This window comes from Bradyrhizobium sp. 1 (assembly GCF_023073315.1).
Classification (GTDB): Bacteria; Pseudomonadota; Alphaproteobacteria; order Rhizobiales; family Xanthobacteraceae; genus Bradyrhizobium.
In genome coordinates this window covers 303653-319253 of record NZ_JADPJH010000011.1, presented here as the reverse complement: position 1 = coordinate 319253, position 15601 = coordinate 303653, and the positions used below count along the sequence as shown (strand labels likewise).

The window sequence follows — 15601 nt, the reverse complement described above, 5'->3', positions numbered from 1 at the left end:
AGGGCCCGCCGGAGGCGGTGCGTCTACGACTTGCCGGACAGTGTGGCGACAGACTCAACTTCTCCCCAATTCTTGCCTTTGAGCTTCCCGATGATCGACAGGAGCGTGGGGGGCGCCCCGGTCGCTGCGTCGACCGCAAGGCCCTCGCCGGTTTCGAATGCGCGGTCTGCGATCTCGTAACCGAGCGAACGATAGCTCTCGAATTGCGATTCCGAGAAGAACTGGTTCAGCGTCGACTCATGCGGAAAGGTCGCGTGGGCGATCGCATAGCTCAATATGCCCATGGGTTCCGTGCCGTGCAGGCCCGACTTGAAATACAGCAGCACGCCGTTCTGCGACTTGCCACCGTCGGCCTCGCTATAGAGGATATCGCCGACCGCCCAGTACGGTCCTTGCTTTGCAGGGCTGGGCCGTTCCGTGAATCGCTTCTTGAGAAGGTCCAGGCCGTGCAGGTCGATCCGCACACCGAGATCGATCCAGATCTTGCGAAGCGCGTTGCCGAGGTCCTCGAAGGAGTAGTCGGGGTCGCAGCCGGCATCGCTGACCACGATCACGCGGCAGCGTCGGCGAACCATTTCGTAGAGGCCGAGGTTTTCGAAATGTCCGCCGTCGCTGAGGTAGACCCAGCGCTCGGTCTCGCTCGTCAGGCCGAACATCTCCATGAAAAACGGTCGGAGTGCGTTTGTCGGCTTGATCTCTGAATAATAGGGGTTGTCGCTGCGCGGATTGGCCAGCCACCAGCCGAGGCGCACATTGAACAGTGCCATCAGGAAGGCGACGCCAGGCGACGAGTTGTAGCCCATGCTCGGACTCACGGCCGCGCCGGAAATCGCCATGGCGGTTCCGAGCGTCAGGTTTCCGCCATAGGGCTGCGGCTGGTCGGTCGTGGCGTAGGTTGTCCGGTACGCACCGTCTGAGAATATGGCGCTGCCGCAATGCAGCGGCGAGAACGTGAAAGGCGCCGCCATCCGTTCTTGCCATGCCAAGTTCTTGGACGAGACGAGGTTGAGCGCTCCGCTGATGACGTGGAACGGCTTCCAATTGGCGCCCGTCGGTGTGACGCCATGCTCCCAAAGCTCGTGCAGGAGCGGGCTGTCGCGACCGTCGAAATCCGTAAAGGCATTCTTAGTTTTGTCACGCTCCTTTTCGTTGCGCGAGGCACCGAGAAAGGCACGAACCAGACGGTTCCGGTAGAGGCCGTGGAGTGAGTATCGGTTGATGCTGAGGACATGTGCGGCCGCATAGATCAGCACGCCGAGCAAGGCGCCCACGACCAACACGATGGTCCAGGGCATGTGGCCGACGGCCCCAGGGGCGAGCAATTTGAAAGCCGCATCCCAACCAATGGACAGCAGGGCAACCAGAACCGCCGCGAAGATCGCCGCCGCGACGGCTGCGATCGTGTTGAGTCCGAGATATTGCCTCAGGCCCGACACCTGCTCGGCGGCGGTCTTTGTCTTCGAGCTCGCTCCGAGAATGATGGAGAACAGGCCGGAAAGGCCTCCCCCGGCTGCGAGCGAGGGGACGGTTGCAGCACCAAGCTGACTCTCGATCCATCTTGCGGCCGGTGGCGCGCCGAGCACGAGCCCGAACCACAACAGCCAGCCGAGATAGGCCAGCGTGAAAAGCCCGCTCGACCGCGCCTGAAATTCGAGCCCGACGTCGACCTCGGACAGAAATTCGGCAAACGAGATATAGATCACGTCGGCGACGATGCGCGCCAGCACGATCCAGGGCAGCCCGAGCACGCAGGCAAAGCCCGCTGCCGTCGCGGCGGAGTCGGACGGGTTGATGCTCCAGAGCAAAATCAGTCCCGCGGCGCTCAGCAGACCGAAAGCCGCGCCGGCGATGGCCCAGGCGAAGGGCTCGAGCGCGGGATGCTTGGGACGCGCCGCAGGTGGTGGGCGGGCCGATCTCCCGAAAATGACGGTCCACAGCGGCGCCAGCCCCCAGGACACGAGAAAAAAGACCACCCCAAGGATCGTTCCGCGGATCAGCACAGCCGCGAGCAGGTGGTCGCGTTCGAATTGCTCGAGAAATCCGAATCCTCCGGCGGCGAGCAGGCCCGAAAGCGTCTTCAGGCCATACGGACTTTGCAACACGAAAACCAGCAGTGCGGCGCCGACAAGGAAGGGGGTGAGATCGCACAGGAGAAAGCGGGGTTGCGGGACATTGATCCAGCCGCGGGCGGGGCGGTTCGCGACAGAGAAGGACAGGGAAACCAACAAGCACAGCGTTGGTATGGCCATCACGACCAGGAACCAGATCGACCTTTCTGTGATGCCGTGGGCGTCGATCAGAGCAAAGGAGAGCGCCTTGGTGACAAGCACCGCAAGGATCATGGGAGGGACGAGCAGGATCCAGTTGAGAAACAGATTGCGCAGGACGCTGGCAACATCGCTCCACAGGTCGGGAGACAACGACGAGAAGCTTGGCGAGAGAAAGTGCGAGTTGCGCCGAAGGTTGGAAATCGGCTCTGCTTCTTCGTGATCTCCGAGTTGGCCGCGGCTCTCTCGCCGATTCAGTGCTGAAACCACCGGGTCCGGAGTGGAGCCCTGACTGACGTCGCTCCTATGATCGCCAGCCCTGTCACGAGGTGGCTTACGCTGCTGATAGAGCCAGGCCGATAGCCAGCTGCCGATATATCCACCTCCCGACACGGTCGAAAGATATTCGAACTGCTTCAGTGCCGAACCTTGCGCATCGCCTTTGCGCTTCGACGTGACCTCCAGCGCCGCAATCCTTTGCAGGATGCCGAGCGCAAACGCCGCGCTGCGGATTCCTCCGCCGGACAGGCACAGCGCCCATCGGTCGTCCGCGTTCAGGGCCCGGTAGACGGTGAGGAGTTGCTCTGGCACGGGAGCCGTCGGCGGCGGCAACGAGTCCGGCGGGGTTTCGGAGGACGGTGGTTGATTTGAAATCGAATTCGAAACCGATAAGTCGTAGGCTGGTTTTGGCGAAGCCTCGGCCGCTGGCTGTGCCGCCACCGGCGAAGGGCCGGGTGCCGGACCGTTCTCGTCTTTACGCGGGAATCCCAGAGGAGCGCCGGCGAGCGCCCGCCGCTCTTCCCAAAGAACCTGTGAAAGGTTTAATGCCCCCATGACACCCTCCGCCTGTTTCACCGAGATCGGCCCAGACTACCGAGATCGGCGAAGGCACGCGTGTGAAGCAGTTCACAGGCACGCATAAATTGTCAGGGCGGAGGGATGGGAAGCGAAGCCGACCCATTCCAGGGAGAGGTGGCAGGGCCAGACGGTCGATCACCTCAACTTCTGCAGCAATTCTTGTGCTTCGTCGAGCAACACCCGGGCCTGTTCTCGTTCGGCGATCGCATCGCTCGTGAACAGCCCGTGCCGTTTGGCATTCCCGTTTCCTCTCGGCGCACCGCTTCTCCGCGCCCCACCATGCATGCGACATCGCTCCTTCCCGTGTGCCGCCGGTGCGCGGCACGCGGCGCCGTCGCGAGTTCGGGCGCCGCAGCGGGGGCTGGCTCGCATCGGGCCGGTGTTGCGGGCGTGAGTGCCGGTCACAGGCCTGCGCCTTGCCGCGTCCCCCCCGTTGCCGCCTCCGCAACAAGCACGTTGGCATGCTGGGTGACGTTGCCTACGATTGCCTGTCCTCCGTCCTGCACGGACAGGTTTTTCACCGTGATCGCGCGCTCGTCGCTGTTGCGGTGACGGCTCAGCGCCTCGACCTGAGCGGCGAAGGTGCGGGTGAGCCGGGTCAGGGCGCGTGTGACGCTCTCCTGCTGCGCAAGATCGTCCGTGCACGCGAGACGACAAGCGCAGCGCATCGCGGCCATATGAACGGAGACCATCTGAGATACCAGCATGGCCTCGATGGAATCCCTCGGCGCGATGCTCCTGATCATCGAGATCATGAAGGCGAGATTGGCCTCATCAGGCTTCTGCCCGATCGCGCTCGCTTTGACCAATTGCTTCAGAATGCCGTGCATGGCGTCAAGGTCGACGGCGCCAAGTGAATCGGCCAGAAGACGCTCGCCGGCTTGCGGGTCCGGATGGCGGATCGCGATGCGCCGCTTGTAGAGTTTTACGCGCGGGCTCGCAGGCAAGTCTCTGCGATCGTTTGCCGCAGCCGGCGCAGTGCCGAGGCAGTTCGGAGCTGTCGTTGTCATGTGCTGTGTCCTTTGCTGGCGCAGGCGCGCGAGCGATCGTTCGCTTGCTGCGCGCGATTGCGAATTTCGAGATGTCGATGAAGGGTTTGCGCGCAACAGCGTCGGCATGGCCTGGGCCAGTCCGGTGCGGACGCCGACGATTGTTGCGATAGTGGCATTCTGCCAGTGTTTTGCCCGACGGGTCAACATCTAATTCGCTGTATCCGAAAAATTTACCTCGCGCGTAAGTCCTTGTTCTCGCAGGCGCCGGCTACTGTGCATGGGGTTGTTTTCGCATTTCTTATTTGGACGCCGGTCTCACCTGCCGCGCGGCGGAATGCCGGCGCACAAACGCGATTGCGAATTCCGGCGAGACCGCTAATCATGCGGGTCACACGCGCCGTATCAACAAACATGCACAAGCGGCGCAATGCGGTCCGGGGAGAGAACGAATGCAACGAACGGCTCGCCTGCTGGCAGTCATCGCCGGATTGTTCGCCTCTGCACTCTCGACCCAGGCCGTCGCCCAGAAATACCCGACGCGGCCGGTCAAGGTCATGGTCGGCTTCAGCGCAGGAGGTCCGGTCGACGTCGTCGCGCGCATCATCGGCGATCGGTTAGGTGCAAAACTCGGACAGCCCTTCGTGGTCGAGAACCGCGCCGGGGCCAACGGCATGATCGCTGCCGAAGGCGTGGCGCATGCGGACGCGGACGGCTACACCATGCTCGCCTGCAACTCATCCACGATCACGCTCAACAAGACCTTGTTCAAGGATATCCGCTACGATCCGCAAGGCGACTTCGCGCCGCTGACCACCGTCGTCTCGGCGCCGCTCGTGCTCGTCGTCAATCCTGAGAACCCCAAGACCGCCCACATCAAGACCGTCGCCGATCTCGTCGCCGCGGCGAAGGCCAGGCCGGGCGAGCTCGCTTACGGCTCCGGCGGCAATGGCAACCTCGCCCACCTCGCCATGGAGCTGCTCAGCCAGAAGGCCGGCATCAAGATGATTCACGTGCCCTATCGCGGCGGCGCGGCTTCCGAGGTCGGCATTCTCGCGCAGGAGGTGCTGGCGGTGTTCGATCCGCTGTCTGCGGTGCCGCTGGTGAAAGGCGGAAAGCTGCGTGCGCTGGCGGTGTCATCGGCCGAGCGGTTGCCGTCGCTGCCCGACGTGCCGACCGTCGCGGAAGCCGGCTATCCCGGCTTCGATCTCTCGTTCTGGGTCGGCTTCTTCATGCCGAAGGCGACACCTGCCCCGATCCTGGAGACGCTGCACCGGGAGATCGTCGCGGCCGCCAAGGATCAGGCAGTGGAGGAGAAGCTCGGCTCGCAGGGCGTCGTCAGCATGCTGACCCCGGCCGAGTATGCCGCGAAGATCGCGAAGGAGACAAAGGAGCTCGCCGAGGTCGTCGCGGCCGCGAACATCAAGGCGGAGTAGGGGGCCCTAGAGCCACAGGATCTGCTTGCGATAGCCGAGATCGTTCAGCAGCGGCGCCGCCGGTCCCTGGTGGAACACGGCGCCGCGCTCGAGCGCAAAGACCCGGTCGGCGAGTGCGAGCACGAGGTCGAGATTGTGCTCGACGACGACGATCGACATGTGCCGGCGAAGCTGGTCGAACACCTTGAACAATTCGAGTGTGACCGCCGGCGCGAGACCCTCGAACGGCTCGTCCAACAGCAGCAGGCGGACATTGCCGGACATCGCACGAGCGACCGCAACCATCTGCTGCTCGCCGCCGGAGAGATAGTCCGCGGCGACGTTCATGCGTTCCTTCAGGCGCGGGAAAGTGTGCAGGATCTGCTCCTCGCTCCAGACCACGCCGTCGCTGCCATCGGTCTTGCGCGCGAGGCGGCCGAGCGCGAGGTTTTCGCGCACGGTCATGCCGGCAAACAGCCCGCGCCCCTGCGGCACATAGCCGACGCCGCGGCGCGCGATGTCGGGAGCGGGAAGGCGCGCGATGTCGATGCCGCGATACTCGATGCTGCCTGACGCCGCCGGCACCAGCCCGGCGATGGACTTGAGCAGCGTCGACTTGCCGGCGCCGTTGCGGCCCAGTAGCGCGACGATTTCGCCCTCGCGGACGTCGAGCGCGGCGTCGTTGAGGATGTGGCTCTTGCCATAGAATGTGTTGACGCGATCGAGGCGCAGCACGGTCTCGTGCTCGCCGGCCTCCTCAGGGCTGCGCCGATGCTCGACGGCGGGAATGCCCTTGCCAGTATAGATCTCCTGCACCCGCAGATCGGCCCGAACAGCTTTCGGACAGTCGGACATCAGGACCTCGCCCTGGTTCATCACGGTGACGATTTGCGAGAAGCCGAGCACGCGATCGATGTCGTGTTCGACGATCAGCACGGGAATGTTGGCTGCGATGTTCCTGACGAGGTTGGAGACGCGCTCGCGCTCGGCAGCGGCGAGCCCTGCGAGCGGTTCGTCGAGCAGCAGCACCTGCGGTTTTGAGCCGAGCGCGATGCCGAGATCGACGAGCCGCTGTCCGCCATAGGAGAGCTCGCCGCCCTCGATCTCCTCGATGCCTTCGAGCCCGAGGAATTTTGTCAGCGCCGCGGTCTCGGCATGAATCTCTGGATACGCGTCGATGTCATTCCAGATGTTGAATCGCATCGGGCGGCGCGCTTGCAGCGATAGCCGCAAGTTCTCGTAGATGGAGAGCCCGCGAAACAGATTGGTGATCTGGAACGAGCGCGCCAGCCCCTGATGACAGATCTGGTTGGCGCGCACGCCGGCGATGTTGCGGCCCTGCAGACGTATCGTGCCCTGGTCCGGCGCGTAGAGGCCGGAGACCAGATTGAACAGCGTGGTCTTGCCGGCGCCGTTCGGCCCGATCAGCGCATGGATCTCGCCGGCGGCGACTTTGATGCTGGCATTCTCGACCGCGCGGATGCCGCCGAACTTCCGCGAGACGCCGCTGACTTCGAGCACGGTGCCTTTCAATGCTTCCGGCCGCAGGAAGTCGGGCAGCGGCAAACCGTCATAGATCTTGCGCCGGCTCATCGCGGCCGTCTCTTCCGCAGGCGGACGGAGCCGCCGCATGATCAGCGAGCCGATGCCGACGAGGCCGCCGGGCGAATACATCACGAAGGCCACGAAGGTCAGGCCGAACCAGAACAGCCAGTCCGACGTCCAGATCGAGAACAGCTCGCGGAACAGGATGAAGAACAGCGCGCCGAGCGCGGGGCCCAAGAGGCTGCGCATCCCGCCGATGACCACCATCGCCAGCAGCTCGCCGGCGAACGGCACCGAGACGGCTTCGGCCGAAACGAGATAGTTCAGGAATGCGATCAGCGCGCCGGCAAGGCCGGTGACGACGGCGGAGATCACGAACATCGCAAGCTTGTAACGCTCGACCGGATAGCCCTGAAAGCTCGCGCGCAGCTGGTTCTCGCGGATCGCCACCAGCACATGCCCGAACGGCGAGCGCACCAGGCGCATCAGCACATAGAGCACGGCGAGCCCGATGATCGCGACCACGATGTAATAGTTGAGCGCGGTGTCGAAGCTGATGGGTCCGATGCCGCCGCGCTTCAGCCCGCCAAGCCCGTCCTCGCCGCCGGTGAGGCTCGTCCAGCGGAACGCGGTGGTGTAGACCAGCGCCGCGAGCGCCAGCGTGAGCAGCGAAAAATAGACGCCGCGCCGGCGCAGGATCAGCATGCCGATCGCGCTTGATGCGAGGGCGACAACGACCATCGACCCGAGCAGAGGCAGCCAGATCTCGCCGGGGAAGAAGCACAGCTGGATCAGGCCTGCGGCGTAGGCACCGATCCCGAACCAGGCGCTGTGGCCGAACGAGACGAGGCCGGTATAGCCGATGCAGAGGTTGAGCCCCATGGTCGCGATCGCGAGACCGACGATCCACGTACCGGTGTTCAGTGACAGGCCGAATGCCTTCAACAGCAAGGGCAGAGCGACGACCGCCGCGGTCGCGATAAGCAGCGGCCTCAGCCTGTCGATGGTCGGGGTGCTTCTCATTCGAACTTCTCGATGCGCTCGCCGAGCAGTCCGCGTGGGCGCACCAGCAGCACCAGGAACATCAGGACGTAGATCGAGGCTTCACCGGCCGCAGGTTCGAAGTGAATGGTGATGCCGCGCACCACGCCAACGAGGAGGGCTGAGATGACGACGCCCCAAAAGCTGCCGAGGCCGCCGATCACGACGACGACGAAGGCGACCGTCATGATCTCGGCGCCCATCGCCGGATGCACGGTGGTGATCGGCGCAAAGAAAGCGCCGCCGAGTGCGGCCATGCCGACGCCGAGCATCACTACCGCGGTCATGTAGGGCTGCAGGCGGATGCCGAGCGCTGCGACCATGTCGGGCCGCTGGATGCCGGCGCGCACCACGCGGCCGAACGAGGTCTTTTGCAGCAGCAGCCAGATGCCGAGCAGCATAGCGGCGACGACGGCGAGGATCAGCAGGCGATAGCGCGAGAACAGGAAATCGCCGACGATGACCGAGCCGCGAAAGCTTTGCGGGATCTCCGTTGAAACGGGTGCTGCACCCCAGATCATGCGGATCGCCTGCTCCGCGACCATCGCGAGTCCGAAGGTCACGAGCAGACTGAGAATGGGATCGGCCGTGTAGAAGCGGCGCAGGATGAAGCGTTCAAAGAGAATGCCGAGCAGGGCAACCACAAACGGCGAGATCACCACCGAGGCGCCGAAGCCGACCCGTTTCGTCAGCTCGACGCAGACATAGGCGCCGAGCGCATAGAAAGCGCCATGCGCGAGGTTGACGATGCCGCCGACGGAGAAGATCAGCGATAGCCCGAGCGCGATGAGCAGGTAGTAGCCTCCGAGCACGAGGCCGTTGACCACCTGTTCCAGCAGGAACTCGAACTGCATGTTGCGTCCTTGCCGCGTGGGTGCGCGTCAGGCCTTCATCTCGCAGGGGTTCTGCTCTCTGGTCGGATAGATCGTCTCCAGCGCATCGTTCGCCGCCGGCACCACGTCGCCGAGCACCAGCATGTCCCACTGGTCCTTCATCTGGTCCTTCGGCTTCACCGTAAAGGGATAGGCCTCCTGCACCAGCTGATGATCCCACGAGCGGAAATAGGCCTTTCGCGTTTTGCCGATGTCGAACTGCGCCTGCTTCTCGAAATAAGCGATCAGCTCGCCGCTGTCGGTCGACTTCGTCGTGTTGATCGCCTCCGCAAGGAGCTTGAGCGTGATGTAGTCGATCCAAGCGTGGTTCTCCGGCGGCTTGCCGTATTTCTTGGTGAACGCCGCGACGAACGCCTGCGATGTGGGATTGGCTAGCGTGTGATACCAGACGGTGGGCCAGGTCCCGCTGAGATTGCCGGCGCCCGCGGCCCAGGCATCGCCGGTGTTGAGATTGAAGCCGACCAGCGGATAGGGGAAGCCGAATTCGGCATATTGCTTGACGAGGTTGGTCACCTGGTTGCCGGCGAGGTTGCAGCAGACCACGTCGGGCTTTGCCTGCCGCACTTTCAGCAGGTACGGACTGAAGTCGGTGACATCAGTTGCGATCAGTTCGTCGCCGATCAAATTCGCCTCATGCGCGCCGAAAAAGGTCTTTGCCGCCTTCAGCAGGTCATGACCGAAGATGTAGTCGGCCGTGAGGGTGAAGAACTTCTTGCCCTTCACCATGCCCTTCTGCGACAGCGCGGTGCCGACCGCGTTGACCATCACGGTGTTCGGGATGTCGCAGTGGAAGGAGTATTTGTTGCAGTTCTTGCCGCGCAGCGCGTCCGAGCGCGCGCCGGTCGAGAAGAACACCTTCTTGTTGCGCTCGGCCACCTGCATGATGGTGAGCGAGGAGGCCGATGAGATCTCTCCCAGCAGCACCACCGCGCCATCCTGCTCCAGCATGCGCTGTGCCTTGGTCGCGGCGGTTGCCGGATTAATCGAGTCTTCCGAGAGCAGGTCGATCGGCTTGCCCAAAATGCCGCCGGACGCGTTGATCTCTTCGGCGGCGAGCTTCACGCCAAGCTGGGCGTAGCTGCCAATCACGCCGAGGAAGCCGGTGAGCGGGGTGAGGTGCCCGATCCGCATCTTCTCGGCCTGCGCCCTGACGATTGCGGGAAACCCAAATGCAGTTGCGCCAGCGAACGCTGCGCCGGCCTGCAACAACCTCCGTCGCGGGTAGCGGATCATGTCTGTCTCCTCCCGGGTGCATCGCCTGCCTCCCTTCAAAACCGGATATCCGATATTGTGAGAGACCTTGTTCTAATGCTGGAGGATAATCCCGAACGCCGTCGCCGGTGTCAACCGGCAAAATCGGCGCTTGGGTTGCGTCTCAGGCTTTTTGCGTGAACGCCTTGTGGGCCCGGTCCTTGGCGCCGAACTCGATCGACAGCTGGTCGGCGGCGGCCTGCACGATTTGGGCACCGGCGTGCAGCGCCTGGTTGGAGAGACGCCAGATCGGACCTGAAATGCCGAGCGCGCCGATCACCTGTCCGGTGAAATCGGTGACCGGCACGGCGACGCAGCGCACTTCCGGATTGAACTCGCCGTCGTCGAAGGCGACGCCGGTGCGCTGTATCTCCGCGATCTCGCGCATCAGCACGGCGGCATCGGTGATGGATTTTGGCGTCGACGGTTTCAGCTCGGCGCGATCGATGAAGCGCTTGAGCTGCTCGGGCCGAAGCGAGGCCAGAATGATCTTGCCGAGCGCGGTGCAGTGAGCCGGGCGCACCACGCCGACGCGGTCGGTCAATTGGAACGCGCCGGGGCCGCTGGTGCGGGCGATGACGATCACGGCATCGCCCATTCGCACGGCAAAATGGCTGCTTTCGCTGGTTTGGCGCGATAGCTCCTCCAGCACGGGCGTTGCGACATTGACCATCTCGATCTCGTCGAGCGCGCTTGCCGCGAGTGCAAACAAGGGACGGCCGATGCGATAGCGCTTGCTGTCCTTCTCCTGGCGGAGGTAGCCGAGCGAAACCATCGTCTTGGCGAGATGAAAGGTCGTCGAATTGTGCAGCCCAACCAGCTTGCTCAGCTCCGCAAGCCCGATGCCCTCACGATGTCGCGCGACCTCTTCGAGGATCGAGAAGGCGCGGCCCAGCGACTGTACGCCGCCGGCGCGCTGCTTGTCGTCGGCCTCGTCGCCGCCAGCGGCTTTGGGAGCAGGGACCAGCTTGGCGATCGCAGCCTTGCGCGGGCTTGCGGGCCTCTCGCCGGTCGTGGGCTTGGTACGCGATTTCAAGGACAAGGCCCCCTCTGGTGAATCGTCATGGCTCCGTTCTTGCGAGACTAGCACGCAACAAGCGCGGCCGTCGGCGCGGAGCTCTGCGTTTCCTCTGGGGAAGAGCCTACCACAATATAAATTGACGTATAGCATTATGAGAAATAGGCTCCCGGCGGCCCAGTGATGACCGGCCGCGTTCCCCGCATCGGTACAGAAGAGTTCGAGGGGCCGAGAGGGAGACGGGTTGATGTCGAAGAACATGCTCAATGGCGCCCAGGTCATTGTCGATTATCTGATCCAGGAAAAGGTGCCGCAGGTGTTCGGGCTTTGCGGCCACGGCAACATCCAGTTCATCGACGCGCTGTATGAGCGCTCCCAAGAGATCAAGACCATCTCCGTGCATCACGAGAGCGTCGCCGGTTTTATGGCCGACGTCTATTACCGGGTCTCGGGCAGGCCGACGGCGACCTTCACCTCCTGCGGGCCGGGCTCGGCCAATCTGCCGATCTCGCTGGCGAATGCCTTCCTCGATTCCGTGCCGTTCATGGCGATCACCGGCAACGTGCCGACCAGCCAGTTCAACCGCGGCGCGTTCCAGGAGATGTACCGGCACTATCAGGCCGACTTCCCCTCCACCGTGCGCACGATGTGCAAGAAAGTGTTTCAGCCGACGCGCGGGGAGATGGTGCCGCTCGCGGTGCGGCAGGCCTGGAAGACCATGGTGACGGGACGGCCGGGGCCTGTCGTGATCGACGTCCCCTTCGACGTCTTCATGGAGGCGGCCGCCGAAGAGGCGCCGAAGGCGAGCGAGTGGAGCGCCAATATTTCCAGCCGCTGCGGTGCCGATCCGGAAGGCGTGGAGAAGGCCGTCGACATGCTGCTTGCGGCCGAACGGCCGGTGATGCTGGTCGGGCAGGGCGTGCGCTATGGCGGCGCGGCGGACGAGCTGCGCATGCTCGCCGAACGGCTTCAGATTCCGGTTGCGGCCTCGGCCAGCGGGCTCGGCGCGCTCGACGTCAAGCACCCGCTCGCGCTCGGCCTCGTCGCGCGTGCCGGGCACTATCAGGCCAATCACGCCACGCGCCAGGCCGACGTGCTTCTCGCGCTCGGTGTCCGCTTCGACGACCGCACCTCGAGCTCGTGGATCCCCGGCTATTCCTTCACGATCCCGCCGACGCGGCTGATCCACGTCGACATCGATCCTGAAGAGATTGGCCGCAATTATCCCGTCGCACTCGGATTGATGGCCGATGTCCGCACATTCCTGCGCCAGGTGCATGCCGAGCTCGATCGCCGCGACAACCTCTTTAAAAAGTCCGACGCGCGCAAAAAATGGCTGGCGCAGATCGACGGCTATCGCAAGGAGTGGGACAAGTTCGTCGCGCCCGGCTTCTCCGACGACACCACGCCGATCAACCCGCAGCGCGCAGCCGCCGAGATCGACAAGGCGCTGCCGGAGGATGCGATCCTGGTCTCCGACATCGGCGTGCACCACAATTGGCTGCTCGGCTTCTGCAAGCCGAAGCGGCCGGATTCGCTGATCGGATCGATGGGGTTCGGCCCGATGGGCTTTGGCGTCGCCGGCGTGATGGGCGCAAAATTCGCCGCGCCCGATCGGCCCTGCGTCTCCGTGTGCGGCGACGGCGCCTTCTTTATGCACGCCAACGTGTTGGGCACGGCGGTCGAGTACAATCTACCCGTGGTCTGGGTGGTCTGGAACAATTACGCCTACGCCTCGATCCGCGGGCTTCAGCGCGGCTATCTCGGCGGACGCGAGCTCGCGACCGACTTCAAGCATCCGGAGACGGGCCAGCGCTACAATCCGGATTTCGCGGCGATGGCGCGCTCCTGCGGCGTTGAGGGCGTGCGGGTCGATCGCGCCAGCGATCTTGGCGAGGCGATTCGCAAGGGCATCGCCGCCAACAAGCCGTATCTGATCGACGTCGACATCGCCGCTGACATCAATCCGGTTGGCGCCGGTGTCTGGGAGTTGCCGGGCCTTGGCCAGAGCAAGGCCGGCATCGGCACGCGCTTCCAGCCTGGCTGATCGCGCAGCGCAAATCATCAATCAAGAAAACCAGGGGAGATGGGAATGACGCTCGCAGGCAAGAAGGTCGTCGTGATCGGTGGCTCCTCAGGCATCGGGCTTGCCACGGCAGAGCTCGCGAAGAGAGAGGGCGCCGACGTGGTCATCGCCTCGCGCAGTGCGGCAAAGCTCGATCCCGTCGCGGAGCGGTTGAAGGTGACGGCCATTTCCACCGACGTCACCAATGACCAGAGCGTCGCTGATCTGTTCCGCCGCACTGGTCCCGTCGATCACGTCGTCCTGACGGCCGCTCAGCTTCGCACCGGTCCATTCAAGACGGTCTCGATGGAGGACGTGCGTGCGACGATGGAAGGAAAATTCTGGGGTGCATGGCGCGTCGCCCGCGAGGCCGAGATCCGGCCCGGCGGCTCGTTGACGCTGGTCACAGGTTTTCTCAGCATTCGGCCGCGGCCGAACTCGGCGATCATCAGTGCTGCGAACGGTGCACTAGAATCGCTCGCCCGTGCACTCGCGCTCGAGCTTGCGCCGGTGCGCGTTAACGCGGTCTCGCCGGGCGTGATCGACACGCCGATCCGGGCGGCGATGCCGGAGGCGGCGCGGAAGGAGATGCTGGCGAAGACGGCGGCTGCGCTGCCCGTTGGTCGCGTCGGTATGGCCGAGGACATTGCCCGGCAGATAGGAAGCTTCATGGCGAACGGTTTTGCTACGGGCTCGATCGTCTATGTCGATGGCGGCGCACTGGTGAACTAGGGAGCACGATCATGGCCGAGGAGACTGGCGGCGCCTTCATCCGCAATATCGCAGAAGTGCCCTGGCGCGAATTCGCCAACCATTTTGGCGGCGCACTGTCAAAGCCGCTGGTGATGCCGGAGAACTCTGCCGCGCGCCACATCGACTATCGAATCTCGATGTACCAACCGATGGCTTATGTCGCGCGGCATCATCACAAGGTGCAGGAGCAGGTCTATCACATGCTCGACGGCGAGGGACTGATGGAGATCGCCGGCAAGAACCATGTCGTGCGCAGGCACGACGTGATCTTCCTGCCGCCCGGTGTCGAGCACGCGATCTCGAATTCGGGCCTGACCGACCTCGTGTTCCTGGTGGTGACGTCGCCGGTCACAGACGACGAGAAGCCGGTGTGACCTAGCCGGAGGAGCGCTCGCGCGCCGCCATGCGGATGGCGCGCGTTTTCGTTCCCTTCGCCGCGCGGGTCGCGATCATGCTGCGCGCCTTGCCATGGGCCGAGGCGTTCTTGTGCAGCAGGGACACGAACCGCTTGCGCGCACGGTTTGCCGAGAGGCGCGCTGCCAATTGCTCGGCCTTGCGCATGATGGTGACGACCGACGGCGTCAGGTTCACCGGAACCCAGGCGACCTCCTTGGTCTTCGACAGGCTGCCGATGCCTTCGCAGGGCGCCTCGCGCGGCAGGTCGATCCGGATCGCGAGAGCTTCCGCGCGCTCGGTCCAGTCCTCGGCCCTGGTGCCAGTGATGATGCGGACATAGTCGCGTGTCTCGCGCGGCAGCTCGCTTTCTCGGGCGAGCCACTTCTGGATGCGGCCCGGCCCTGCGTTGTAGGCGGCCGCGGCGAGGCCGAGATTGCCGAAATCATCGCGAAGCTTTCGCAAAAACCTCGCCGATGCCGGCAACGCCTTCATGGCATCGAAGGGATCATCAAGCCCAACCTCGGCGGCAGTCTCCGGCATGAACTGCGCGACGCCCTGGGCGCCGGCCGGGCTGACTTCGTTCGACTTGAAGCGGCTCTCCTGCCAGAGCAGGCGCGCGAAGAACGGCACGGGAATGCCGCTCGCCTCGGCGGCTTCGCGAAGCGCGTGGCAGAATTGCTCGGTCGGTGAAGCCGGGACTTGCACGACGGCTTCGACCGCGCGCACCGGCTCGCTCGTCTCCTCGTACGCCGCGCGCGCATTCGCGAGTTCGATGGCCTGCACGCTTGCGAGGAAAAGCTCGACGAGTGGAACCAGCGAGGGCGCGCGATCGGTGTTGGACGTGGCGCGATTGAGGTTTGACGTGGACGGCGACGTGCCGACGTCGCACATCAGAATCAGGAACGCAGCGCAAGCCGCGACGAGAAATCGCATCTCGATAAGAGTCCTCGAACTGTGGGGGAACGACCAGCGGGGGGCGCCGGTGACGAGGACTTCATTAACCGTAATTGCGGCAAAGCTGCGATTCCGCAGGGCGGCAGGTATTAGTACGGGAGTCCAATAGTGGAACACGCGCCGCTGGCCCCGCGGCTACGGGCAAACGCGACGCGC

12 protein-coding genes are annotated in these 15601 nt (G+C 64.1%); 4 read left to right on the top strand and 8 right to left on the bottom strand.

The window, feature by feature from the left end:
* Positions 1-23 precede the first annotated feature (23 nt).
* From IVB29_RS06835 to IVB29_RS06830, 3 genes are all read right to left on the bottom strand, one after another.
* Positions 24-3101, bottom strand: coding sequence for a patatin-like phospholipase family protein (locus IVB29_RS06835; RefSeq protein WP_247502632.1), 3078 nt, complete (start codon positions 3099-3101; stop codon positions 24-26).
* Positions 3102-3260: 159 nt separating this feature from the next.
* Positions 3261-3497, bottom strand: a complete 237-nt coding sequence (locus IVB29_RS38485) for an HGGxSTG domain-containing protein (RefSeq protein WP_276576848.1) — start codon at positions 3495-3497, stop codon at positions 3261-3263.
* 29 nt (positions 3498-3526) lie between these two features.
* Complete coding sequence (locus IVB29_RS06830; RefSeq protein ID WP_247502631.1) at positions 3527-4135, bottom strand: hypothetical protein; 609 nt, start codon at positions 4133-4135, stop codon at positions 3527-3529.
* 431 nt (positions 4136-4566) lie between these two features.
* On the opposite strand from IVB29_RS06830, the gene IVB29_RS06825 reads away from it, so the two are divergent.
* Positions 4567-5550 (top strand): tripartite tricarboxylate transporter substrate binding protein, encoded by a 984-nt coding sequence (locus IVB29_RS06825; protein WP_247502630.1) that lies wholly within the window; start codon positions 4567-4569, stop codon positions 5548-5550.
* A gap of 6 nt (positions 5551-5556) precedes the next feature.
* Here the strand turns inward: IVB29_RS06825 and IVB29_RS06820 are convergent, their stop codons facing one another.
* From IVB29_RS06820 to IVB29_RS06805, 4 genes are all read right to left on the bottom strand, one after another.
* Positions 5557-8097 (bottom strand): branched-chain amino acid ABC transporter ATP-binding protein/permease, encoded by a 2541-nt coding sequence (locus IVB29_RS06820; RefSeq protein ID WP_247502629.1) that lies wholly within the window; start codon positions 8095-8097, stop codon positions 5557-5559.
* Positions 8094-8969 (bottom strand): branched-chain amino acid ABC transporter permease, encoded by an 876-nt coding sequence (locus tag IVB29_RS06815; protein ID WP_247502628.1) that lies wholly within the window; start codon positions 8967-8969, stop codon positions 8094-8096. Before IVB29_RS06815 ends, IVB29_RS06820 begins: the two co-directional genes overlap by 4 nt.
* A 27-nt stretch (positions 8970-8996) precedes the next feature.
* Positions 8997-10241, bottom strand: coding sequence for an ABC transporter substrate-binding protein (locus tag IVB29_RS06810; RefSeq protein ID WP_247502627.1), 1245 nt, complete (start codon positions 10239-10241; stop codon positions 8997-8999).
* Between the two features lie 142 nt (positions 10242-10383).
* Positions 10384-11295, bottom strand: a complete 912-nt coding sequence (locus tag IVB29_RS06805) for an IclR family transcriptional regulator (RefSeq protein WP_247502626.1) — start codon at positions 11293-11295, stop codon at positions 10384-10386.
* 229 nt (positions 11296-11524) lie between these two features.
* Between IVB29_RS06805 and IVB29_RS06800 the strand changes: the two genes are divergently transcribed.
* From IVB29_RS06800 to IVB29_RS06790, 3 genes are read left to right on the top strand one after another with little or no spacing between them, the layout of a single operon-like run.
* Positions 11525-13324, top strand: coding sequence for a thiamine pyrophosphate-binding protein (locus tag IVB29_RS06800; protein WP_247502625.1), 1800 nt, complete (start codon positions 11525-11527; stop codon positions 13322-13324).
* Between the two features lie 45 nt (positions 13325-13369).
* Positions 13370-14074, top strand: coding sequence for an SDR family oxidoreductase (locus IVB29_RS06795; RefSeq protein ID WP_247502624.1), 705 nt, complete (start codon positions 13370-13372; stop codon positions 14072-14074).
* A gap of 11 nt (positions 14075-14085) precedes the next feature.
* Complete coding sequence (locus IVB29_RS06790) at positions 14086-14469, top strand: cupin domain-containing protein (protein ID WP_247502623.1); 384 nt, start codon at positions 14086-14088, stop codon at positions 14467-14469.
* Between the two features lies 1 nt (position 14470).
* On the opposite strand, the gene IVB29_RS06785 is transcribed toward IVB29_RS06790, so the two are convergent.
* Positions 14471-15424, bottom strand: a complete 954-nt coding sequence (locus IVB29_RS06785) for a lytic transglycosylase domain-containing protein (RefSeq protein ID WP_247502622.1) — start codon at positions 15422-15424, stop codon at positions 14471-14473.
* Between the last annotated feature and the right edge of the window lie 177 nt (positions 15425-15601).

Excerpts from the sequence above, each read along its gene's own strand:
- IVB29_RS06810 (WP_247502627.1), bottom strand. The coding sequence starts at position 10,241 with ATGATCCGCTACCCGCGACGGAGGTTGTTGCAGGCCGGCGCAGCGTTC.
- IVB29_RS06830 (WP_247502631.1), bottom strand. The coding sequence starts at position 4,135 with ATGACAACGACAGCTCCGAACTGCCTCGGCACTGCGCCGGCTGCGGCA.
- IVB29_RS06820 (WP_247502629.1), bottom strand. The coding sequence starts at position 8,097 with ATGAGAAGCACCCCGACCATCGACAGGCTGAGGCCGCTGCTTATCGCG.
- IVB29_RS06825 (WP_247502630.1), top strand. The coding sequence starts at position 4,567 with ATGCAACGAACGGCTCGCCTGCTGGCAGTCATCGCCGGATTGTTCGCC.
- IVB29_RS06785 (WP_247502622.1), bottom strand. The coding sequence starts at position 15,424 with ATGCGATTTCTCGTCGCGGCTTGCGCTGCGTTCCTGATTCTGATGTGC.
- IVB29_RS38485 (WP_276576848.1), bottom strand. The coding sequence starts at position 3,497 with ATGCGAGCCAGCCCCCGCTGCGGCGCCCGAACTCGCGACGGCGCCGCG.
- IVB29_RS06790 (WP_247502623.1), top strand. The coding sequence starts at position 14,086 with ATGGCCGAGGAGACTGGCGGCGCCTTCATCCGCAATATCGCAGAAGTG.
- IVB29_RS06835 (WP_247502632.1), bottom strand. The coding sequence starts at position 3,101 with ATGGGGGCATTAAACCTTTCACAGGTTCTTTGGGAAGAGCGGCGGGCG.
- IVB29_RS06815 (WP_247502628.1), bottom strand. The coding sequence starts at position 8,969 with ATGCAGTTCGAGTTCCTGCTGGAACAGGTGGTCAACGGCCTCGTGCTC.
- IVB29_RS06800 (WP_247502625.1), top strand. The coding sequence starts at position 11,525 with ATGTCGAAGAACATGCTCAATGGCGCCCAGGTCATTGTCGATTATCTG.
- IVB29_RS06795 (WP_247502624.1), top strand. The coding sequence starts at position 13,370 with ATGACGCTCGCAGGCAAGAAGGTCGTCGTGATCGGTGGCTCCTCAGGC.